Here is a 20,255-nt window from a genome sequence, read left to right as displayed (position 1 = left end):
CACTCCGCGTACGTGGGGGTGCCGACGGTCAGCGCCGAACTCGCGGCATCCCCAGCCCGATCCACGAGATGATCTCGCGCTGGATCTCGTTGTTGCCGCCGCCGAAGGTGAAGATGACGGCCGAGCGGTAGCCGCGTTCCAGCTCGCCGTGGAGCACGGCACCCGCCGACCCCTCCTTCAACTCCCCCGCCGCGCCCACGATTTCCATCAACCAGGCGTACGCGTCCCGGCGGGCCTCGGAGCCGTAGACCTTGACCGCGGAGGCGTCCTGCGGGGTGAGTGTGCCGTGCTGGACGGCGCTCACCATCTGCCAGTTGAGGAGTTTCATCGCGTCGAGCCTGATGTGCGTACGGGCGAGCAGGCGGCGCACCCAGGGCAGGTCGACGACGCGGCGGCCGTCGGCGAGCTTGGTCTCGGTCGCCCAGCGCTGCACGTCGTGCAGGGCGCGGATGGCCATGGTGCCGTGGGCGGCGAGGGTGACGCGCTCGTGGTTGAGCTGGTTGGTGATCAGCCGCCAGCCCTGGTTCTCGGCGCCGACGCGGCGGGAGACGGGGACGCGGACGTTCTCGTAGTAACTGGCCGTGGTGTCGTGCGAGGCGAGGGTGGTGATGAGGGTGCAGGAGTAGCCGGGGTCGGTGGTCGGCACCAGGAGCATGGTGATGCCCTTGTGCGGCGGGGCCTCGGGATCGGTGCGGGTGGCCAGCCACACCCAGTCGGCGGTGTCGCCGTTGGTGGTCCAGATCTTCTGACCGTTGACGACGTACTCGTCGCCCTCGCGCACAGCCCGGGTCTTCAGGGCCGCGAGGTCGGTGCCCGCGTCGGGCTCGCTGTAGCCGATGGCGAAGTCGATCTCACCGGCCAGGACCTTGGGCAGGAAGTACGCCTTCTGCTCCTCGGTGCCGAACTGCATGATGGTCGGTCCGACCGTGTTGAGCGCCATCAGCGGCAGCGGTACGCCGGCCTGGGCGGCCTCGTCGAAGAAGATGAACTGCTCCATCGCCGTGAGCCCGCGCCCGCCGTACTCCTTGGGCCAGCCCACGCCCAGCCAGCCGTCCGTGCCGAGCCGTCGGATGGTCTCGCGGTAGAAGCGCTTCTGGGTGGCCGGGTCGCCGTACCGGGCGTAGGCGTTGTCCGGCACCAACTCCGCGAAGTAGGCGCGCAGTTCGGTGCGCAGCCGCAGCTGCTCGGGGGTTTGGTCGAGATGCACGGCGCCTCCAGGCTCCCGGTACCGGTCCTGACGGCGCACACGGTAGAACGTGTTCCAGAAATTGGGAATGGCGGCGCCGCGAAAAGAAGAACGGCGGCGCGGCGCAAGAGCGTGGAAAAGGACAGGTCAGTCCAGCAGCGCCATGAAGTCCGTGCACGCGTCCGCGCACTCCCGGCACATCTTCGCGGAGTCCTGGGCGCCCGGGTACCGGTCGAAGACGTTCGCGGTCTCCAGGCACACGCTGCGGCACCACTCGACCTGGACGCGGATGCCGGCCTCGTCGAGACGGTTCTGCTCGGACAGCACCCGGCACGTGGCGTCGCACACCTCCGCGCACATGACGCCTTTACGCCGGACGAGTTCCTGCTCCTCGGTCCCGTCCGGATCCACCATGCTCGCGCGCAGGGCACACGCCCTGGCGCACTCGGTGCATGCCAGCGCGCACGAGAAGCGGTCCTCCAGGAACCGGATGAGCTCCCTCTGGGATGTCGTCGTAGTCACACAGCGCGAGTTGCCGGTACCGAGCGTGTCAAACCCTGATCGGGTTCATGACGGGGGCCACGGGTACTCGCGTGCCATGGACAACGCATGGATGGACATCGCCGCGGGCAAGGCCCTCGGCATCGGTCTGGTCGCGGTCGGAGTGGTCATCGTGGCCGTGCTGCTCGGCGCCTTCTGGATGGGTTCCCGTGCCCGGCGCCGGCAGCCGCCCCCGCCGCGCCCCGAAGAGCAGCCGCAGGTGCCGCAGGGCGGCCCGGTCCGCGAGGAGCGGGAACACCGAGAGTCCGACGAGGTGCCCCAGGACGGACGCCGGCGGACCCCGCACGAGATGACCGGTTCCTCCACTCCGACCGACCCGGCGCAGAAGCGGCGACGCTGGAGTTAGGCCGACGCACGGACCGTCGGCGGCGGTCAGGATCCCGCCGACGGTCCGGGGGTGGGCGGCGAGCGGGGGCACCGCCGCATGTCAGCCCGTCGTGTGCCCCCATCGCCGCCGCACGTCAGCCCGTCGTGTGCCCCCAATGCCGTCCGACCCGCTCCCACTCCACGCCCCACCGCTCGGTGGCACGCCGCTGCACCCGCAGCCGGATCAGATGGCCGCCGACGAGGACGGCGGACCCGGTGACCAGTGCGGCGCAGGCTCCTGACAGGGCCGCGCGGGCCGAGGCCTCGGCGGCGTTCACGGGTGCGGAAACCAGGCGGCCGCGTCCGTCGGTCCAGGCCGGGACCGGGCTGCCGGGCTCGGTGTCGGGCCGCACCGCCGTCAGTCCCGTACGGACCGTCCCTCCGGTGTCGGTCCAGCGCACCGAGCCCACCGCACGGTCGTGCCGGATACCGGTGACCACATCCCGCGTGCCGCCCGGGACGATCTTGACCAGCACGGCGGCGACGGGTGTGCGCCCCGCCCGGTCCCGGGCCAGTGCCCGCTCCGCGAACTGCGTCCCGACGACTCCCGCCAGCACGGCGCCGACCGTCGCGACCACGCACGCGGCGAGCAGGATCCACGCCTCCACCACGTCGCTGCGCCTGCGCAGCGGATTCCTCCGCCAGCGCCAGGCCACGACCTTGACGTGTCCGGCCTTCCCCATCGGTCTCACCCCCTCACGGGCGCAATGAGGACGGATACATATAAACGGTCTCACCGGATGGGCGCGGGCGGGAAGTCTGGTCACGCACTCCGTCCCGTCGACGCATGGCCGGGACGGACGGGGACACCCCAGTGCTACGCCACGGACAACGGGACCGGACGACGATGTGCAGGACCGCGCGCCGGATCGGCCGCCGAACTGCCGATCCGGGTGGGCATCACGGTGGTGCTGCTAATGCTGACCACGATCAGCGCGCTGATCGTGGTGTTCACCGGCGGACTGCCGAAGGGGAAGGAGCCCTACCTCCCGCCGCGTGACACACGGACCTGGAGCAAGTAGGCCTAGTTCGGTTCCTTGTGGGGACTCGGCGGGCCGGAGGCCCAACCATGCATCCCATCCTGTTGGTGAGACGGACATCGTGACAGACGAACACCCCATCCATCCTGGTCATTTGACGGTCGTCCACTCCACCGTCGACGGAGTCCGGGTCGTCGCCCTGCACGGCGAACTGGACCAGGGCACGCACGACTGTGTCGGAGAGGCGCTGAAACCGCCGGGCGGCGACGCGTCGCCGCGGACGGTCGCCGATCTCTCCGGCCTGACCTTCATGGACTCCAGCGGAATCAACCTGCTGATCGCCGCCCACCGTGCGGCCGTGGAGGCTGACGGCTGGCTGCGCGTGGCCGGTACGCAGGCACCCGTGCTGCGCGTGATGCAGCTCGTCGGCATCGACACCCTCATTCCGTGCCACCCCACGGTGCGTGAGGCACTGGAGGACTGACCTCCGCTCGGGTGCCGTAGTCTGCACCCGTCACCTTTGACACACACATTCGAATATCGAGGGAGCGCCTGAATGGTGAAGCGAGACAGCGCTGTGGATCTGGTGGGGCTCCTGTCGGTCGAGGGACAGGACCTGGCTGCCTCATGGGTCGCAGAGGTCTCGGGGTCGCTGGGCGGTCGCGTGAGCACGGCGGAGCTCACGCGCGAGCTGCGAGAGCTCTACGACGCCCTGGTGGAGGCGTTGCGACAGGGCGCCGCGGATGTCCATTCGGAGCAGATGTCCGAAGTGCGCGCCCTTCTGACCGAGCTGTCGAGGAACCGGGCGCGGCAGGGATTCTCGCCGAGTGAGACGGCCGTCAGTCTCTTCGCACTGAAGCGGGTCCTCGAACCGGTGCTGGACAACGGCTCCGCCGAGGAGATCGGCGCCTACCTGCGGCTGGGCAGGATTCTGGACGGTCTGGGGCTGTTCACGATCGAGACGTACACCCAGACGCGGGACGAGCTCATCACCGCCCAGGCGGAGCAGCTCCTTGAGCTGTCCACGCCGGTCGTGCGGCTGTGGGACGGGGTCATCGCCGTGCCGCTGGTGGGCACGCTGGACTCGGCGCGGACCCAGGTGGTGATGGAGAAGCTGCTGCAGGCCCTGGTGGACACCGGTTCCGAGCAGGCGATCATCGACATCACGGGCGTTCCCGCGGTGGACACCCAGGTCGCCCAGCATCTGCTGAAGACCATCGTCGCCGCCAAGCTGATGGGCGCCGAGTGCACCGTGTCCGGCATCAGTCCGCAGATCGCCCAGACCATCGTCGCGCTGGGCATCGAGTTCGACGGCATCGTGACGAAGGCCAGCCTGGCGGACGCCCTCAAGCTCGCCCTGCGCCGGTCCGGCGTGGACCTGGTGGCGCACACCGGCGCACAGCGATGAGCGAGCGCATTCCGATCCTGCGGATCGGGGACACCCTGCTGGTGTCCATCCAGTTCGATCTGGAGGACCAGACGGTCCTGTACCTCCAGGAGGATCTGGCCGAGCAGATCGTGGCCAAGTCGGCCCGGGGCGTCATCATCGACATCAGCGCGCTGGAGATCGTCGACTCCTTCGTGGGGCGCATGCTGGCGACGGTGGCCGCCGTGTCGCGCGTGCTCGACGCCAGGACCGTGGTCGTAGGCATGCGACCCGCGGTGGCGATCACCCTGGTGGAGCTGGGTCTTTCGCTCGGCGGCGTCAGCACCGCCCTGGACCTGGAGAAGGGGCTGGCGAAGCTGAGCAAGTCCACCAGTTCGGACTTGCAGTGATCGCGCCCTGGACCCGCGACGAGGAGCCGCTGGTCCATCCCGTCGCACGCAGCAGTGATCTCGTCCACGTCCGCCAGGCCGTCCGGGCGCTGGCCCAGCGGTGCGGTCTGTCCCTGGTCGACCAGACGAAGATGATCACCGCGGCCAGTGAACTCGCCCGCAACACGCTCACCTACGGCGGTGGCGGCACCGTCAGCGCCGGCCTGGTCAGCGCGGAGGGCAGACGCGGTGTGGCCGCCGTCTTCGAGGACTCGGGTCCGGGCATCGCCGATGTCGAGCAGGCGATGACGGACGGCTGGACCTCGGGCGGGGGGCTGGGTCTCGGCCTGAGCGGCGCCCGACGGCTCGTCGACGACTTCCGCCTGCACACCGCGCCCGGCGAGGGTACGACCGTGACCATCATCAAGTGGGCGAGATGAACACCGCGGCCTTCCTCGAACGCGAGGACCTGGCGTGGTTCCGGGACGGACCGTCCCTGTCGGTGACCGCTCGGGGCGCGGCCGCCACGCTGGCCCGGCGCGTCGGGTTCAGCGCCCACCGGGTCGCCGAGGTCGCCCTCGCCGTCACCGAGGCCGCCACGAATGTCCATCGGCATGCCGTGGACGGTGCCCTCCTGCTGCGCACGGTGCGCTCCGGGGACGAGGCGGGGGTGGAGTTCCTCACCGTCGACTCCGGGCCCGGGATGACGGACGTCGCCGCCGCCCTCGCCGACGGAGCGTCCACCGCGGGCACGCTGGGCATCGGACTGGGCGCGGTCTCCCGCCTCGCGGACCACTTCGACCTGCACTCCCTGCCCGGCCGCGGCACGGTCATGACGGCCCGGTTCTGGCCGCGTACCGCCGACGGCCGCGCTGTCGTCACCCCGGGCGAGTCACCGGCCGACGGGGTGACCAGGCCCATCAGCGGGGAGAGCGTGTGCGGGGACGCGTGGGCCGTCCGCAGGGTGCCGGGTGAGGGCGACGGCGCTCCGCCGCCTCTCCTGATCATGCTGTGCGACGGACTGGGCCACGGCCCGCTCGCGGCGCGCGCGAGTCAGGCGGCGGTCAAGGCCTTCCACGGCGCCCACGATCTCAGTCCGGCGGGCGCCCTCGACGCCGTGCACCTCGCGTTGCGGGGGTTGCGCGGCGGGGCCGTGGCGGTGGCCCGCATCGAGCCGGCCGCGGGACGGCTGCTGTACTGCGGCGTCGGCAACGTCAGCGGCTTCCTCGTCGCCGACGGCGCGCGCCGCGCTCTGTTGTCGCTCCCCGGCATCGTCGGCATGCACATGCGCCGGTTGCGGACGTTCGAGGAACCGCTCCCCGAGCACGGTGCCCTGGTCATGCACTCCGACGGGCTGACCGAACGCTGGGACCCGGCGGCGCTGCCGGGTCTGCTGGGTCACTCGCCGCTCGTCACGGCCGGACAGCTGCTGCGCGAGGCGGGCGGGCGACGGGACGACGCCTCGGTCGTCGTGATCAACGGCGCTTGGTGAGCGACGCGATGAACGGGACGGGAAAGGACAGGGATGGACGTGCCGACCGACGCGTTTGACCCGGCCCCGTCCGCCGGCGCGCCTCGCCACGACCGCTCGTCGGCGTCGGCGCCGGTCGAGCGGGTGGCGTCCTTCGGCCTGTCCACGCCCCAGGACGTGTTCGGACTCCGGCGCAGCGCTCAACAGGCCGCGGCGGCCGTGGCGTTGGAGCGCCAGGACCAGGTACGGCTGGCCACCGCGCTGAGCGAACTGGGCCGCGACCGCCTCGGCTGCCGCGGTCTCGAGGTCGACTTCGGCCTGGACACGACGGCGCAGCCGATGGCCCTGGTCATCACCTTCGTCTGGAGCGGTGGGCCGCCGCCGACGCGGGACACGCTCGACCTGGTGGCAAAACTCGTCCGCGTCGCCCACCGGCCCGGCCCGGCCCTCAGCCGTGTCCTCATCACCCAGCCGCTGCCGGCGGACTGGACTTCGGCGGCTGAAGTGCACACACGCCTGGCGAAGGTGCTCACGGGCGGCGGGCGGTCCACCGAGGCGGAAGATCTGCGCGCCCAGACCCGCGATCTGGTCGCCACGCTGGAGGAGACCCGCGCCCAGGGCGAGGAACTCCGGCGGATGAACGAGGAGTTGGAGGAGACCAACCGCGGAGTGCTGGCCCTGTACTCGGAGTTGACCGAGGAACTGGAGACCACCAACAGCGGTGTGCTGGCCCTGCACTCGGAACTGGAGGACAAACGGCAGCAGTTGCTGGAGGCGAGCGAGGCCAAGACCCGCTTCTGGACCAACATCAGCCATGAACTCCGTACCCCCGTCAACTCGGTGGTCGCGCTCTCCACCCTCCTGCGGGCGCCCAGTTCACCGCCCCTCACGGACGAACAGCGGGAACAGGTCGACCTCATCGCCGACAGCGGCCACACGCTGCTGGCGCTCGTCAACGACCTGCTGGACGTCGCCAAGGCCGAGGCAGGTCACCTCGACATCCATCCGCAGCCGGTGGATCTGCGGCTGCTCCTGGCCCACCTCGCCGGCCTCCTGCGCAGCGGTCACGACCAGGACCGGGTCGCCCTGGTCACCCCCGGCCTGGACGAGCAGCCGCCCCTGGTGACCGATGAGACGCTGCTGGTCCGGATTCTGCGCAACCTCCTGTCCAACGCCCTGAAGTTCACCGAGCGCGGCGAGGTGCGCCTGGACGTCGCCGTCGACCCCGAACCCGAGCCGCGCGCCGTCCTGTTCACCGTCACGGACACCGGCGTCGGTATCCCCGCCGCCGAACTCGACCGGGTCTTCGAGGTGTTCTACCAGGTCCCCGGCCCGCACCAGCGCGGGCGGCCCGGCACGGGACTCGGCCTGTCCTACGCCCGCACCCTCACCAGACTTCTCGGCGGCTCCCTCACTCTCACCAGCACCGTGGGTGTCGGCACCCGGGCGCGGCTGCGCCTGCCGGACCTCGGCCACGTACTCGCCGAAGAACCGGAAACCGAAGGGTCGGGTCATGACCGATAGAGTCCAGGATCCTTCGCCCGCCACCGTCCTGGTCATCGACGACAACGAGACGAACCGCTACGTCCTCACCAGCTGGCTGCGGCGCGCGGGGCACACCGTGATCGGCGCCGCCACCGGCGAGCAGGGACTCGCGCATCTCGACTCCGCCCAGGACGCGCCGGTGGACATCGCGATCATCGACGTCCTGCTGCCCGACATGAGCGGCTTCGAGGTCAGCGAACGCCTCAAGGACAACCCGCGCACAGCCCATCTCCCGGTCATCCAGATCTCCGCCGCGGCCGTCAGTCCGGACGATCACGCGGAGGGGCTGCGCAGGGGCGCCGACGCCTACCTCGACCAGCCCGTCGACCCCGGCGAGCTGCTCGCCACCGTCACCGCCACCCTGCGCTACGCCCGGGCCCGCCAGCGCGCCGAGCAGCTGGCACAGCGCCTCTTCGCGCTCAACACGGCGACGCTGGACGTCTACAGCGCCGTCGGCTTCCACTCCTTCGCGTCGGCGGCCACCGGTGGCGCGGCCGGTGTCCTGGACAGTCCGGCCAGCGCGGTGTTCCTCTCGCCGCAGGCCCAGGCCGTGCACAGCATGATCGACGACCCGCTCACCCCCGTCCGTATCCAGCCCGCCCAGCCGGGCCTGCTGGCCCGGTTGGCGGGGCTCGGGCTGAACCAGGGCACCGGGGTCAAGGTCGTCCGGGTCCCGCACGGCCAGTGGCGGGGCCTGCTGCCGGCCGACCACCTTACGGGAGAGATCGCTCTCGCGGTCGCCCGCACCAAGCGGGGCCGCCCGCCCGTCTGCCTCGCCGTCCCCGCGAGCGCCCTGGCCGGCGCCGACGACGAGCAGCTCTTCCAGCAGGTCGCCAACGCGAGCGCTCTGGCGCTGGAGGCACTGCGGACCTACAACGAGGAGCACGCCCTGGGTCTCGCCCTGCAGCGCTCCTTCCTGCCCAAGGAACTGCCCACGGTCCCCGGCGTCGACCTCGCCTTCCGCTACGTGCCCGCCTCCGAACACGCCGAGATCGGCGGGGACTTCTACGAGGCGGTACGGACGGTCAACGGGCTGCTGCTGGCCATCGGAGACGTCGTCGGGCACTCGGTGACCGCCGCGACCGTGATGGGCGAGGTGCGCCACGCACTGCGCGCGTACGCCATCGAGGGCCATCCTCCCCACCACGTACTGCAACGCCTGGAAACCCTGCTGGGCCAGTCCCAGCCCGGCGTCACGGTCACCCTCTGCCTGGTCCTCGTCACCCCGGAGGACCGCCGACTGCACATCGCCAACGCCGGCCACATCCCCCCGCTGGTGATCGACCCGCGGCACGGACCACGGTTCCACCACGCGCACGGCCCCCTTCTCGGCCTGGGCCTCACGCATCCGCCGCCCACCGTTGTGGACGCCCCGCCCGGCACCCGCCTGCTCATGGTGACCGACGGCCTCGTGGAGGTGCGCACCGCCCACCTCGACACCACGCTCGCCGAGTTCCGCGAGGCGGTGGCCGAGGGGCCGCCCGATCTGGAGGAGTTGTGCGATCTCCTCCTGGCACGTTTCGGCCACAACAAGGACGACGACATCGCCTTGATCGCGGCCCTGTTCAGCTGAGTGGTCGCGCGGAAAGTGCCCGGTCAGGTTTGGATCGGCGTGAAGTTGTACATCCGGTGAAGGAACCGGAAGGGTCGGCCGCTCGGTGCGGTTATTCTCTCGGCTGTCGTCGTCCGGCGACGGCACGCAGATGTGCGACGTGTGAGGGCAGGAAGGTCACAACCATGATGTCGACGTCCGCTGGGGACGCCGAACCACCTTCGCGTGCACGGGAGGGCGGCACCGCGGAGTGGGAATGGCCGGAGCCGTCCGTCCTGCTGATCGAGGACGACCCCGGCGACGCCCTGCTGGTGGAGGAACTCGTCGCCGACAGCGCGCTGAAGATGCGGCTGCAGTGGGTGCGGTCGATGGCGGAGGCCGCCGATGTCCTGGCCGCCGGGGTGCCCGACTGCGTACTGCTGGATCTGCATCTGCCCGACGCCCAGGGCCTGGAGGCGGTCTCCCGCGTCAAGGCGTACGCCGACCAGGTCGCCATCGTGGTGCTCACCGGGCTCGCCGAGGAACTGACCGGCCTCGCCGCGGTCGCCGGCGGCGCACAGGACTACCTGGTCAAGGGACGCGTCGAACCCGAGCTGTTCGGGCGGGCGGTGCGCTACGCGATCCAGCGCAAGCAGGCCGAGCAGTCCGCGGCGGCGCTGCAGGCCAGTCGGATGCAGGCACAGGAGAACGCCCGTCTCGAACGGGGATTGCTGCCCCGCCCGTTGCTGCACCGCGACGACGTCGACGTCGTGGCCCGCTACCTCCCCGGGCGGGCCCAGGCGCTCCTCGGCGGCGACTTCTACGACATAGTGCAGACCGCCGACGGCACGGTGCACGCGGTGGTCGGAGACGTCTCCGGGCACGGGCCGGACGAGGCGGCGCTGGGTGTCGCCCTGCGGATCGCCTGGCGCACCCTGGTGCTGTGCGGGGTCACCGGACCCGAGCAGATCGGTCGGCTGGAGGAGATCCTGCTCGCTGAGCGCGCCCGGGAGGAGGTCTTCGCCACGCTCGTCAGCCTCTCCGCCGTACCGGGCCAGGGGCGGGCCCGGATGGTACGGGCCGGCCACCACGGATTGTTGCTGCGCACCGATCATGGTGTGGAGTGGGTGGAGCCACCCGGCGGTCCGGCGCTGGGTGTGGTACCCGGAGGTGCGTCGTGGCCGATGACGGAGGTGGAGGTGCCGTCGGGCGCGGGGGTCGTGCTGTTCACCGACGGCCTGTTCGAGGGGCACATCGGCCGTGGCACCGAGCGGCTGGGCGAGGCCGGACTGCTGGCGCTCGCCCAAGAGGAGGCCGCGCTGGCGCCGGAGCCGTTCGCCGACCGGCTGATCGAGCGGGTCGGCGGCCTGGCGGAGTCACAGGGCGGCCTGGCCGACGACGTGGCCCTGGTGCACCTGTGCTGGAACTGAGCGAGTGGGGCGAGCAGTGAGGGACCGAAGCACGACGGACGGGGCGAGCAGGGCCTGGATCGGACGCCGGCTCACCGTGCAGAGCTGGTTCTACCTGGTTCTGGCGCTCATGATGCTGGTGGTCGTGATCGGCACCGCGGTGGGCGCGAGTCTGCTGGACCGGACGGCGCGGGTGACCGACCAGTTGCTGGAGCAGGTCCAGCCGGCCCAGACGGAGGCGTACCGGCTGCAGGCGACCCTGGTGAACCAGGAGACCGGCATCCGGGGGTACGCGATCGCGGCCGACCGGCAGTTCCTGGAGCCCTACACCCAGGGCAAGCGGGACGAGGCCCGGGTGGCCGCCCGGCTGCGCTCCCTGATCGCCGACCGGCCCCGGCTCCTCGCCGACCTCGACGCGGTCCAGCGGGGCGCCGCGGACTGGCGTGACACCTATGCCGAACCGCTCGCCTCCACCGTCACCCCGGGCCGGCCGCGGACCATCGACCAGCGCACCGCCGACCGCGGCAAGGAGAAGTTCGACGATCTGCGCGCCCTGTGGACGAAACAGGACCGGGACCTGGCGCAGGCGGTCCACGACGGCCGGCAGAAGCTCGCGCACGAGCGCACTGTGCGCAACGCCGTCCTCATCGGCATGGTGATCATCTTCGTACTGACCGGGCTCACGCTCGCGTTCCTCGTCCGGCTGCTCGTCACCCGCCCGCTGGAGGCGCTGCGCGAGGCCTCCCGGCAGGTCGCCGACGGGGACTTCGACCATGTCATCAGAGGCGGCGGACCGGCGGACCTGGCCGCGCTGGCCACGGATGTCGAGGGCATGCGCCAACAGATCGTCGCCGAACTGGCGGCCTCCCGCAGCCAACGGGACGTCCTGACCCGGCAGGCTGACGACCTGGACGCCCAGGCCGTCGAACTGCGCCGCTCCAACGCCGAGTTGGAGCAGTTCGCCTACGTCGCCTCGCACGACCTCCAGGAACCGCTGCGCAAGGTCGCCTCTTTCTGCCAGCTGCTGGAGAAGCGGTACGGCGACCAACTGGACGAACGGGGCACGCAGTACATCGACTTCGCGGTCGACGGCGCCAAGCGCATGCAGGTCCTCATCAACGACCTGCTCACCTTCTCCCGGGTCGGCCGCGTCAACGACACCCAGGTGCCCGTCGAACTCGGCCAGACCCTCGACAAGGCGCTGTCGAACCTGACGGTGTCCGTCGAGGAGTCCGGCGCCCGTGTCGACCGCCCCGACGCCCTGCCCGAGATCGTCGGGGACCCCACCCTGCTGACCATGCTGTGGCAGAACCTGGTCGGCAACGCCCTGAAGTTCCGTCATCCGGACCGTCCACCGCACGTGACCATCACCTGTGCCGTGGACCCCGACCGGCCGGACACCTGGCTCGTGTACGTCACGGACAACGGCATCGGCATCCCCGCGGAGTTCGCCGACAAGGTCTTCGTCATCTTCCAACGACTGCACAGCCGCGACGCCTACGGCGGCACCGGCATCGGGCTGGCCCTGTGCAAGAAGATCGTGGAGTATCACGGCGGCACGATCTGGCTCGACTCCGGCCGCACCGAGGGCACCCGTTTCTGCTTCACCCTCCCGTTCGCCGCCGTCGAGGCGACCGCCGCCGACCCCCGCACCGAGAAGAAGGCCCTGACATGACCACTTCGCCCAGCACCATCGACGTCCTCCTCGTGGAGGACGACCCCGGCGACGAGTTGATGACCCGTGAGGCGTTCGAGGACAACAAGATCGGCAACACGCTGCACGTGGTACGGGACGGCGAGGAGGCCCTCGACTTTCTCTACCAGCGCGGCGATCACACGACCGCGCCGCGCCCCGGCCTCATTCTGCTCGACCTCAACCTGCCCAAGTACGACGGCCGGCAGGTCCTGGAGAAGATCAAGTCGGACCCCGACCTCGCCCACATCCCCGTGGTCGTCCTCACCACCTCGGCGGCCGAGGAGGACATCCTGCGCAGCTACAAGCTGCACGCCAACGCCTATGTCACCAAGCCCGTCGACCTGGACCAGTTCATCGCCGCCGTCCGCCAGATCGACGACTTCTTCGTCCAGGTCGTACGGCTGCCCCCGAGCGGCGCCTGAGCCCGCACGGGGCCGCGGGCACACGGAAGCCCCAGGACTTCTCGGAAGTCCCGGGGCCTGCTGTGCGACGGATCAGGCCATGGGCCTGCCCGGGGCGCCCAGGTCGGGGCCGCCGCGCGGGGTGTTCGTGCCGTAGTAGGCGCCCAGCTCATCGTGGTAGCCCGGGTCTCCGAGGTGCTTCTCGCGGTCGAACTCGGGGGCGTCCTTGATCTGTTGCTTGGTCCGGTCGACGAAGACCTTCTCCTCGTCCGAGTCGATCCTGATGACGGTGCTCGCCGGGAGCAGGACCTCCTTGCCGAAGATCCAGACACCGGTGTCCACCACCAGGTAGGCGGCGCCGACCTCGTCGGAATGCTTGTCGACCTTGCCAATACTGCCGTCCGTGGCCTCCACCTTGTAACCAGTGAGGTCGACGCTCGCCAGACGGTCGGCGGTCGACTGGTAATCCCAAACATTTTCATTCACGTGACAACAACTCCTCCGGAAAATGCGGTCTCGATGACCGGCTTCTTCCGTGTGCCCCGCACTCAGGGCTTCACGCGGATCAGCGGATCAGCGGACCCGGTCCCATGTCGACAGGAATGACGAAAGCGTGCGCATGTACGCCTCCCGGTCCTCCCACATCGCCATGTGGGCGCTGTTCGGGAACTCGACCCTCTCGGTGGCGGGGAGACGCTGTTCCAGCGTGTCCGTGGAGTCCACCGCGAACTCGTCGTAGCGCCCCCGCGTGAGCAGGACGGGATATCTGATCCGGCGCAGCTGGGAGGTGCGGTCCCAGGAGGAGAGGTTTCCGGTCATCACGAACTCGTTCGGGCCGTTCATGGTGGCGTACACCTGATTGCCGTCGACATTCGCGGCGCTGCGCAGCAGGGCCTCGGGATACGGGTCGAGGCGGCAGAAGAAATGGGCGTAGAAGACGTTGACCGCGTCGAGGTATTCGGGCGCGGTGTAGTCGCCCCTCGCCTCGTATTCGTCGAGGATCCTCCGCACGTCGGCGGGCAGGAGCGTGCGCAGCCGGCGGGTGCCCGCGACGAACTGGGGCGCGCTGGAGGAGGTGCTGGCCAGGACGACGGCGCCCACCTCCCGGGGCCGGCGGAGCAGGTACTCGATGGCGAGCCAGCCGCCCCACGAGTGCCCGTACAGGTGGAAGTGGCGCAGGCCCAACGCGCGCCTGACCGCCTCCAGTTCGGTGACGAACCGGTCGATCCGCCACAGCGCGGGGTTGTCGGGCTTGTCGGAGCGACCGCAGCCGAGCTGGTCGTAGAAGACGACCGGCCGGTCCGCGGCGAGGTCCCCGAGGGACTCCAGGTAGTCGTGGCCCGCGCCCGGTCCGCCGTGCAGCACCAGCAACGCCGGCCGCCGGCCAGTGCCGACGACGTTCACCCAGACCCGGCCGCCGGGGACCTCGACGTACCGCTCACCTGGCCGGAGACCGGATCCGTCACCCGGACGGGGCTTGGCCCGCGCGGCCACGGGCACGAAGCCGCCGGCCGCCAGGGCGCCGGACGACGTGAGAACGTTGCGACGGTTGATCATCGTGAGGACTCTCCGCTCACCTGTTGACGCGCGACGGTCAGGGGCGCCCCCGGGTGCCCGATCAACCCTCTGCCGCCCGGGCATGATCGTGCATCGGCCAGGTGACCTACTTCCGACCGCTGCCCGCCCCCTGGCCCGACACCCGATCTCGCCTACTCTGACCAGTGAGGAACAGGCCGGACACCCGTCTGCCGTGCACACCAGGAGGTACCGATGAAGATGTTGATCAACGTCCCGGAAACCGTGGTGGCGGACGCGTTGCGGGGCATGGCGGCAGCCCACCCCGAGCTCACCGTCGACGTGGAGAACCGCGTGATCGTACGGCGGGACGCCCCCGTGGCCGGAAAGGTCGCCCTGATATCCGGCGGCGGCTCGGGGCACGAACCGCTGCACGGCGGATTCGTGGGTCCCGGCATGCTCTCGGCGGCCTGTCCGGGCGAGGTATTCACCTCGCCGGTGCCGGACCAGATGGTGCGTGCCGCGGCGGCCGTGGACAGTGGGGCCGGCGTGCTGTTCATCGTGAAGAACTACACGGGTGACGTGCTCAACTTCGACATGGCGGCGGAGCTGGCCGAGGACGAGGGCATCCAGGTCGCCAAGGTGCTGGTCAACGACGACGTGGCCGTGACCGACAGCCTGTACACGGCCGGCCGGCGCGGTACCGGCGCGACGCTGTTCGTGGAGAAGATCGCGGGCGCCGCCGCCGACGAGGGGCAGCCGCTGGAGCGGGTGGCGTCCATCGCCCGGCAGGTCAACGAGAACTCCCGCAGCTTCGGCGTCGCGCTCACCGCCGGCACCACACCGGCCAAGGGCACGCCCACCTTCGATCTCCCCGCCGGCGAGCTGGAGTTGGGGGTCGGCATCCACGGCGAGCCCGGCCGGGAGCGGCGGCCGATGATGACCTCGGGGGAGATCGCCGACTTCGCGGTCAACGCGATCCTGGAGGACCTGCCCCCGCGCAACCCGGTCCTCGTCCTGGTCAACGGCATGGGCGCGACCCCGCTCCTTGAGCTGTACGGCTTCAACGCCGAGGTGCAGCGGGTGCTCGCGGCCCGTGGTGTCGCCGTCGCCCGCACACTCGTCGGCAACTACGTCACCTCGCTGGACATGGCCGGCGCGTCGGTCACCCTGTGCCAGATCGACGAGGAGACGCTGCGGCTGTGGGACGCGCCGGTGAAGACGCCGGGGCTGCGCTGGGGCGTGTGACAGGGGGACCGGCGACCGCAACTCACCTACCACGCAAGGAGATCCCGTGCTCGACGCCGACTTCTTCCGCCGTTGGATGACGGCGACCGCCGCTTCCGTCGACCGCGAGGCGGAACGGCTCACCGCCCTGGACTCCCCCATCGGGGACGCGGACCACGGCAGCAATCTGCAGCGCGGTTTCCGGGCCGTGGCCGCGACGCTGGAGAAGGAGGCGCCTGACACGCCCGGGGCGGCCCTCACCCTCGCCGGCCGGACGCTGATCTCGACGGTCGGCGGCGCTTCGGGACCCCTGTACGGGACACTGCTGCGCCGCACGGGCAAGGCGCTCGGGGACGCCACCGAGGTCAGCGAGGCGGACTTCGCGCAGGCGCTGCGGGCCGGGGTGGACGCGGTCGCCGCCCTGGGCGGTGCCGCGCCGGGCGACAAGACGATGATCGACGCCCTGGTGCCGGCCGTGGACGCGCTCCCGGACGGTTTCGGCGCGGCCCGGTCGGCCGCCGAGGAGGGCGCGCTGGCGACCACGCCCTTGCAGGCGCACAAGGGCCGGGCGAGCTATCTCGGCGAGCGCAGCATCGGTCACCAGGATCCCGGCGCCACCTCGGCGTCCCTGCTGATCGCGGCCCTGGTGGAGGCGGACGGTGAGTGACGGCAAGCTGGTCGGGATCGTGCTGGTGTCGCACAGCGCGGAGGTCGCCGCGTCGGTGGCCGAGCTGGCGAAGGGCCTGGCGGGCGGTGGCACCGACGTGCCGGTCGCCGCGGCGGGAGGCACCGTGGGCGGCGGACTCGGCACCAGCTCGGAGCTGATCGCCGCCGCTGCCGCGTCCGTGGACCGGGGGGCCGGGGTCGCGATCCTCACCGACCTCGGCAGCGCGGTCCTCACGGTGAAGGCCCTGCTCGCCGAGGGCGACGAACTCCCGCCCGACACCCACCTGGTGGACGCCCCGTTCGTCGAGGGCGCGGTGGCCGCGGTCGTCACGGCGTCGGCGGGCGCCGACCTGGCCGCGGTGGAGGCGGCGGCCGGGGAGGCGTACACCTACCGCAAGGCGTGAACGGGCGGCGCCGGCGGACTCTGAGGAGGCCGCCGGCGCCCTCGGCAAGGACCTCGGCTCGGAAGACCTCGGCTCACACCATCTCAGCGCGAGAGGCCTCGGCTCACTTGCCCTTCACGAACATCTTCGCCAGCCGCTCCCCCGTGGCGACCGCCGCCGCATGGTCCTCGATCGGCTTGACCTGGGAGTCCTTGAAGACGATGTAGGTGACGCCGGAGGCCGTCCCGCCGCCGCGCGGGTCCGGCTCGATGCCGAGGCCGCGGGCGGTGGCGTAGGACGCCTCGCCGATGATGTCGTGCGGGCCCACGTCCCCGACCACGGCGTACTGCACGCGGTCCCGGTAGACCACGGCCGCGACCGAACCCCCGCGCACCCCGTGGTCGCGGTGGTTCCAGATCCGGCTCGCCATGGGCACCACGATGTACGGCAGCTGCTCGGCGCTCAGGTGGCGGCCGTCGGCCTGCTGGTAGGCGGTCATCTCGGAGAAGAGCGGGTCGGTACGGCGGTTGCAGCGGGCGGTGGGACGCCCGTCGCAGTCGATGTCCATGTCGGCCTTCCAGAAGACGGCGTCCCGGGTGCCGCAGACCGGGATGTCGGCCGGTTTGCCGTCGTCACTGCGGTAGCGGCCGCGGGAGACCTGGGTGCAGTCACGCGCCCTGGCCAGCAGGTCCGCGGCGGTCACGGCGCCCTCGCGCCACACCACCGGCTCCTGCTCGATGTGGTGCGCGGCGGCGGGGAGGGTCGTGGGGGTGAGCAGGGCGGCGCTTGCCGCGGCCAGTGTCAGCGACTGGACACGCACGATAAGGGAGCCTCTCCTGGGGGACACTGACGGACACTCAGCCCACCCTGGTGCCGATGTGATCACGCGGCCACCGTTGGGGGGCCGTACGGTGCACGACCCGGTCGGCGGGCCCCCGTCCCCGAACTTCCGGCAGGGGCCGGGCGCCTGAGCCCGTATCGGCTCCGGCCGCCCGGCCGCCCACGCCAGGCGCGGGATCAGCGACGACAGCGGCCCGCGCCGCCGGCCCGAACTCCCCAGTTCTCAAAGGGGGTTCGGCCGTCAGGGCCTCAGCATACGTAACCTTCGCGGGCGCTCACCAACAGGTCCACCCGGCGCCGGCGCAGCGCCCGCCCGCGGTCCACCCACCGCACGCCCTCTTGATGCGACCACGTCAGCGGGGTCATATTGGTCCGGACCATTGCCGTCGCGCCGACCGGGGAGGCAGATTCGTGCGTCGCGTCGTCCTGCTCCTGCGCACCGCCGTCACGACCTGCGCGGCCGTGACCGTGCTCGCGTCCTGCGCCTGGGGCGGCTCGGACACCGAGGACGGCGGCCGGCTGCCGGGGGCGCCGGTCGGCGTCACCGCGGCGGCGGGCAGCGCCACCAGCGTGCACGTGATGTGGAACGCGGTCACCGCGGACCCGCCCGTCACCTCCTACGAGGTGTACCGGGGCACCACCAAGGTCCAGGAGGTACCGGCGTCCGAACGCATGGTGGACGTCATCCGGCTCGAGCCGGCCACCGCGTACGTCTTCTCCGTACGGGCCCGCAGCGGCGAGGACCTGCTCGGCCCGCGCAGCAGGGAGGCGCGGGCCACGACCCCCGCGGCCGTGGCGGCGGACGCCAAGCCCCCCACCCGCCCGGGCGCCACCCAGGGCAGGACGGTCGGCAGCAGAGCCGTCCAGCTCTCCTGGTCCGCGTCGAAGGACGACCGGGCGGTGCTGTCGTACGACGTCTACCAGGGCGCCACGAAGATCCACAGCGTCGGCGGCAACCAGACGGCGACCGTGGTGACGGGACTGCGGCCGGGCACACGGTACGCCTTCAGCGTCCGCGCCCGGGACGCGGCCGACAACCTCTCTCCGCCCGGCGCCACCGTCCGCCTCACCACGCCGGGCTCCGACGACGGCAGGAACACCGCGCCCACCGCCTTCCGCGCGAGCACCCACCGCGCGGACGGGGCGTACTACATCGACCTCGCCTGGGTCCCGCCCCGCACGGACGGCGTGATCACCGAATACGAGATCCGGCTCGACGGGCAGACCGCCACCTCGCTCGTGTACGGCGGGAACCCACCGCGCGACAAGGCGAGCTACTCCTTCTACGTCGGCAGGGACGCCGGCGTCAGTCATCGGGTGCGGATCCGGGCCAAGCTGCCCGACGGCACCTGGGGCGGCTACTCACCGGAGCTCACCTGCACGACGGCCCCCTGACAGCAGAGCGCGCATGGGCCGGACGAAGGAATCCGTCACCTGCCCGGTGGCGCTCCGCATGCGGGACGGGCCGGGAGCACATTGGCTGCCCCTGAGGCAGCACGGGCGTTCCCCAACCCTCGGCGGCGCTAGGGATGTCCCGCCAACCGTGCCGTCGGAGGCTCCCATGCGCATGACTCGTCCACCCCTCCGCACCGCGGCGGCCGCCGTCGCGCTCCCCCTGGCCCTGGCCGCCACTCCGGCCGCGGCCGCGGGCTCGGGGATCTCCGTGAGCACGAGCGGGTCCACGGTGTCGGTGACGACCACCACCTGCTCACGGACCAACGCCAGCGGCAGCTGGGGCACGGCCTCGCTGCTCAACAGCAGCCAGGCGAACTTCGCCCAGGGCCGGCAGGTGGCCCTCTCGGGGACCACCGGCCTCCAGTCGGCCGCCTGGCAGACCGTGAACCCCGGCACGTACACCGTCGTGGTCATCTGCGCGAGCGGCGCCAGGAGCACCGCGGGCACCCAGTCCGTGATCGTGTCGGCCGCCTCCACGCCCACCATCTCCGCCACGGCCTCCGCTTCGCCCTCGCGCGGTGTCATGGGCGGGATCGGCGGCGCGGTCAAGGACTACGGGCCGCTCACCCTGACCGCGGGCAGCGCCCTGGTGGGGGCGGGTGTCATCGCCACGGCCTGGGTGCTGCGCCGCCGCGCCAAGCCCTACCGGCTCTGAGACCGGGCGGGCTCAGGCCCGCCCGGCACCCGGTACGTCGACCGACGGCGGTTGTGCACCGGCCGGTTCGACCTCGGGCAGCTCGGCGAACTCCGCCACGGCATGCGCGAGCCACTGCGTCCAGAAGGTCTCCAGGTCGATGCCCGCCCGCAGCACGAGGTGGCGCAGCCGGTCCTGGGGACCGTCCTTGCCGGGCGGGAAGTCGCGCCGCTCGATCTCCTCGTACTCCGCCAACTGCCGCTGGTGCAGGTCAAGATGGCGCCGCAGATCGGCCTCCACGCCCGCCGTGCCGACCACGGCCGCAGCGCGCAGCCTCAGCAGCATCGTGTCCCGCAGCGGCTTGGGGTCGTGGGCGGCGGACGTCCAGCGGGCCAGTTCGGCGCGGCCGGCGGGCAGCACCTCGTAGCTCTTCTTCTGACCGCGGGCCGGCTGCTCGGCGGGCAGCTCCCTGATCTGCCCCTCGGCCTCCAGTTTTCCCAGCTCGCGATAGATCTGCTGGTGCGTGGCCGACCAGAAGTAGCCGATCGACCGGTCGAACCTGCGGGTCAGCTCCAGCCCCGAGGACGGCTTTTCCAGCAGGGCGGTGAGGATCGCGTGCGGGAGTGACATGCGG

23 protein-coding genes are annotated in these 20,255 nt (G+C 71.3%); 16 read left to right on the top strand and 7 right to left on the bottom strand.

Features of this window, described 5'->3' with window-relative positions; translation table 11 throughout:
* Positions 1 to 28 precede the first annotated feature (28 nt).
* Both ACIQI8_RS25070 and ACIQI8_RS25065 read right to left on the bottom strand, forming a co-directional pair.
* Entirely contained in the window at positions 29 to 1,207 is a 1,179-nt protein-coding gene (locus ACIQI8_RS25070) for an acyl-CoA dehydrogenase family protein (protein WP_402354694.1), read from the bottom strand.
* A 126-nt stretch (positions 1,208 to 1,333) separates the two neighbouring features.
* Entirely contained in the window at positions 1,334 to 1,708 is a 375-nt protein-coding gene (locus ACIQI8_RS25065) for a four-helix bundle copper-binding protein (protein ID WP_402354692.1), read from the bottom strand.
* A 76-nt stretch (positions 1,709 to 1,784) separates the two neighbouring features.
* Between ACIQI8_RS25065 and ACIQI8_RS25060 the strand changes: the two genes are divergently transcribed.
* Positions 1,785 to 2,093, top strand: a complete 309-nt coding sequence (locus ACIQI8_RS25060) for a DUF6479 family protein (RefSeq protein ID WP_402354690.1) — start codon at positions 1,785 to 1,787, stop codon at positions 2,091 to 2,093.
* A 115-nt stretch (positions 2,094 to 2,208) separates the two neighbouring features.
* On the opposite strand, the gene ACIQI8_RS25055 is transcribed toward ACIQI8_RS25060, so the two are convergent.
* Positions 2,209 to 2,796 carry a hypothetical protein gene (locus tag ACIQI8_RS25055; protein WP_402354688.1) on the bottom strand — a complete coding sequence of 196 codons (588 nt, stop codon included), beginning with the start codon at positions 2,794 to 2,796 and terminating at the stop codon, positions 2,209 to 2,211.
* Between the two features lie 451 nt (positions 2,797 to 3,247).
* Here ACIQI8_RS25055 and ACIQI8_RS25050 point away from each other — a divergent pair, with 451 nt between their 5' ends.
* The 10 genes from ACIQI8_RS25050 (at position 3,248) to ACIQI8_RS25005 (ending at position 12,922) form a co-directional block, all read left to right on the top strand.
* Entirely contained in the window at positions 3,248 to 3,577 is a 330-nt protein-coding gene (locus tag ACIQI8_RS25050; RefSeq protein ID WP_402354686.1) for an STAS domain-containing protein, read from the top strand.
* Between the two features lie 72 nt (positions 3,578 to 3,649).
* Positions 3,650 to 4,501 carry an STAS domain-containing protein gene (locus ACIQI8_RS25045; RefSeq protein ID WP_402354684.1) on the top strand — a complete coding sequence of 284 codons (852 nt, stop codon included), beginning with the start codon at positions 3,650 to 3,652 and terminating at the stop codon, positions 4,499 to 4,501.
* The gene (locus ACIQI8_RS25040; protein WP_402354682.1) at positions 4,498 to 4,869 is read left to right on the top strand and encodes an STAS domain-containing protein; all 372 of its coding nucleotides are present in this window, start codon (positions 4,498 to 4,500) and stop codon (positions 4,867 to 4,869) included. Before ACIQI8_RS25045 ends, ACIQI8_RS25040 begins: the two co-directional genes overlap by 4 nt.
* 29 nt (positions 4,870 to 4,898) lie before the next feature.
* Positions 4,899 to 5,288 (top strand): anti-sigma regulatory factor, encoded by a 390-nt coding sequence (locus tag ACIQI8_RS25035; RefSeq protein ID WP_402355986.1) that lies wholly within the window; start codon positions 4,899 to 4,901, stop codon positions 5,286 to 5,288.
* Positions 5,276 to 6,340 (top strand): ATP-binding SpoIIE family protein phosphatase, encoded by a 1,065-nt coding sequence (locus ACIQI8_RS25030; RefSeq protein WP_402354680.1) that lies wholly within the window; start codon positions 5,276 to 5,278, stop codon positions 6,338 to 6,340. Before ACIQI8_RS25035 ends, ACIQI8_RS25030 begins: the two co-directional genes overlap by 13 nt.
* 33 nt (positions 6,341 to 6,373) lie before the next feature.
* Positions 6,374 to 7,843 (top strand): sensor histidine kinase, encoded by a 1,470-nt coding sequence (locus ACIQI8_RS25025; protein ID WP_402354678.1) that lies wholly within the window; start codon positions 6,374 to 6,376, stop codon positions 7,841 to 7,843.
* On the top strand, positions 7,833 to 9,437 hold the full coding sequence (locus tag ACIQI8_RS25020; RefSeq protein WP_402354676.1) for a SpoIIE family protein phosphatase: 1,605 nt from the start codon (positions 7,833 to 7,835) through the stop codon (positions 9,435 to 9,437). The genes ACIQI8_RS25025 and ACIQI8_RS25020 overlap by 11 nt, the downstream gene beginning before the upstream one ends.
* Before the next feature lie 167 nt (positions 9,438 to 9,604).
* Positions 9,605 to 10,825: a PP2C family protein-serine/threonine phosphatase gene (locus tag ACIQI8_RS25015; RefSeq protein WP_402355983.1), complete on the top strand. Its 1,221-nt coding sequence runs from the start codon at positions 9,605 to 9,607 to the stop codon at positions 10,823 to 10,825.
* 109 nt (positions 10,826 to 10,934) lie between these two features.
* Complete coding sequence (locus ACIQI8_RS25010; protein ID WP_402355980.1) at positions 10,935 to 12,479, top strand: ATP-binding protein; 1,545 nt, start codon at positions 10,935 to 10,937, stop codon at positions 12,477 to 12,479.
* Complete coding sequence (locus ACIQI8_RS25005; RefSeq protein WP_402354674.1) at positions 12,476 to 12,922, top strand: response regulator; 447 nt, start codon at positions 12,476 to 12,478, stop codon at positions 12,920 to 12,922. The genes ACIQI8_RS25010 and ACIQI8_RS25005 overlap by 4 nt, the downstream gene beginning before the upstream one ends.
* A gap of 72 nt (positions 12,923 to 12,994) precedes the next feature.
* On the opposite strand, the gene ACIQI8_RS25000 is transcribed toward ACIQI8_RS25005, so the two are convergent.
* Positions 12,995 to 13,387: a PRC-barrel domain containing protein gene (locus tag ACIQI8_RS25000; protein WP_402354672.1), complete on the bottom strand. Its 393-nt coding sequence runs from the start codon at positions 13,385 to 13,387 to the stop codon at positions 12,995 to 12,997.
* An 87-nt stretch (positions 13,388 to 13,474) separates the two neighbouring features.
* Positions 13,475 to 14,458: a proline iminopeptidase-family hydrolase gene (locus tag ACIQI8_RS24995; protein ID WP_402354670.1), complete on the bottom strand. Its 984-nt coding sequence runs from the start codon at positions 14,456 to 14,458 to the stop codon at positions 13,475 to 13,477.
* A 213-nt stretch (positions 14,459 to 14,671) separates the two neighbouring features.
* Here ACIQI8_RS24995 and dhaK point away from each other — a divergent pair, with 213 nt between their 5' ends.
* The 3 genes from dhaK to ACIQI8_RS24980 are packed head-to-tail and all read left to right on the top strand — an operon-like array spanning position 14,672 to position 16,713.
* The gene (dhaK, locus tag ACIQI8_RS24990; protein WP_402354668.1) at positions 14,672 to 15,664 is read left to right on the top strand and encodes a dihydroxyacetone kinase subunit DhaK; all 993 of its coding nucleotides are present in this window, start codon (positions 14,672 to 14,674) and stop codon (positions 15,662 to 15,664) included.
* Positions 15,665 to 15,710: 46 nt separating this feature from the next.
* On the top strand, positions 15,711 to 16,310 hold the full coding sequence (dhaL, locus tag ACIQI8_RS24985) for a dihydroxyacetone kinase subunit DhaL (protein ID WP_402354666.1): 600 nt from the start codon (positions 15,711 to 15,713) through the stop codon (positions 16,308 to 16,310).
* Complete coding sequence (locus ACIQI8_RS24980) at positions 16,303 to 16,713, top strand: PTS-dependent dihydroxyacetone kinase phosphotransferase subunit DhaM (protein ID WP_402354664.1); 411 nt, start codon at positions 16,303 to 16,305, stop codon at positions 16,711 to 16,713. The genes dhaL and ACIQI8_RS24980 overlap by 8 nt, the downstream gene beginning before the upstream one ends.
* Positions 16,714 to 16,816: 103 nt before the next feature.
* On the opposite strand, the gene ACIQI8_RS24975 is transcribed toward ACIQI8_RS24980, so the two are convergent.
* Positions 16,817 to 17,512, bottom strand: a complete 696-nt coding sequence (locus ACIQI8_RS24975) for a glycoside hydrolase family 75 protein (protein WP_402354662.1) — start codon at positions 17,510 to 17,512, stop codon at positions 16,817 to 16,819.
* A 431-nt stretch (positions 17,513 to 17,943) separates the two neighbouring features.
* Here ACIQI8_RS24975 and ACIQI8_RS24970 point away from each other — a divergent pair, with 431 nt between their 5' ends.
* Both ACIQI8_RS24970 and ACIQI8_RS24965 read left to right on the top strand, forming a co-directional pair.
* The gene (locus ACIQI8_RS24970; protein ID WP_402354660.1) at positions 17,944 to 18,927 is read left to right on the top strand and encodes a fibronectin type III domain-containing protein; all 984 of its coding nucleotides are present in this window, start codon (positions 17,944 to 17,946) and stop codon (positions 18,925 to 18,927) included.
* Positions 18,928 to 19,093: 166 nt separating this feature from the next.
* Positions 19,094 to 19,642: a hypothetical protein gene (locus ACIQI8_RS24965; RefSeq protein WP_402354658.1), complete on the top strand. Its 549-nt coding sequence runs from the start codon at positions 19,094 to 19,096 to the stop codon at positions 19,640 to 19,642.
* 12 nt (positions 19,643 to 19,654) lie between these two features.
* Here the strand turns inward: ACIQI8_RS24965 and ACIQI8_RS24960 are convergent, their stop codons facing one another.
* Positions 19,655 to 20,251, bottom strand: a complete 597-nt coding sequence (locus ACIQI8_RS24960) for a PadR family transcriptional regulator (protein ID WP_402354656.1) — start codon at positions 20,249 to 20,251, stop codon at positions 19,655 to 19,657.
* Between the last annotated feature and the right edge of the window lie 4 nt (positions 20,252 to 20,255).

Source organism: Streptomyces sp. NPDC092369, assembly GCF_044755245.1.
Classification (GTDB): Bacteria; Actinomycetota; Actinomycetes; order Streptomycetales; family Streptomycetaceae; genus Streptomyces.
This window is presented reverse-complemented; position numbering and strand designations above follow the sequence as displayed.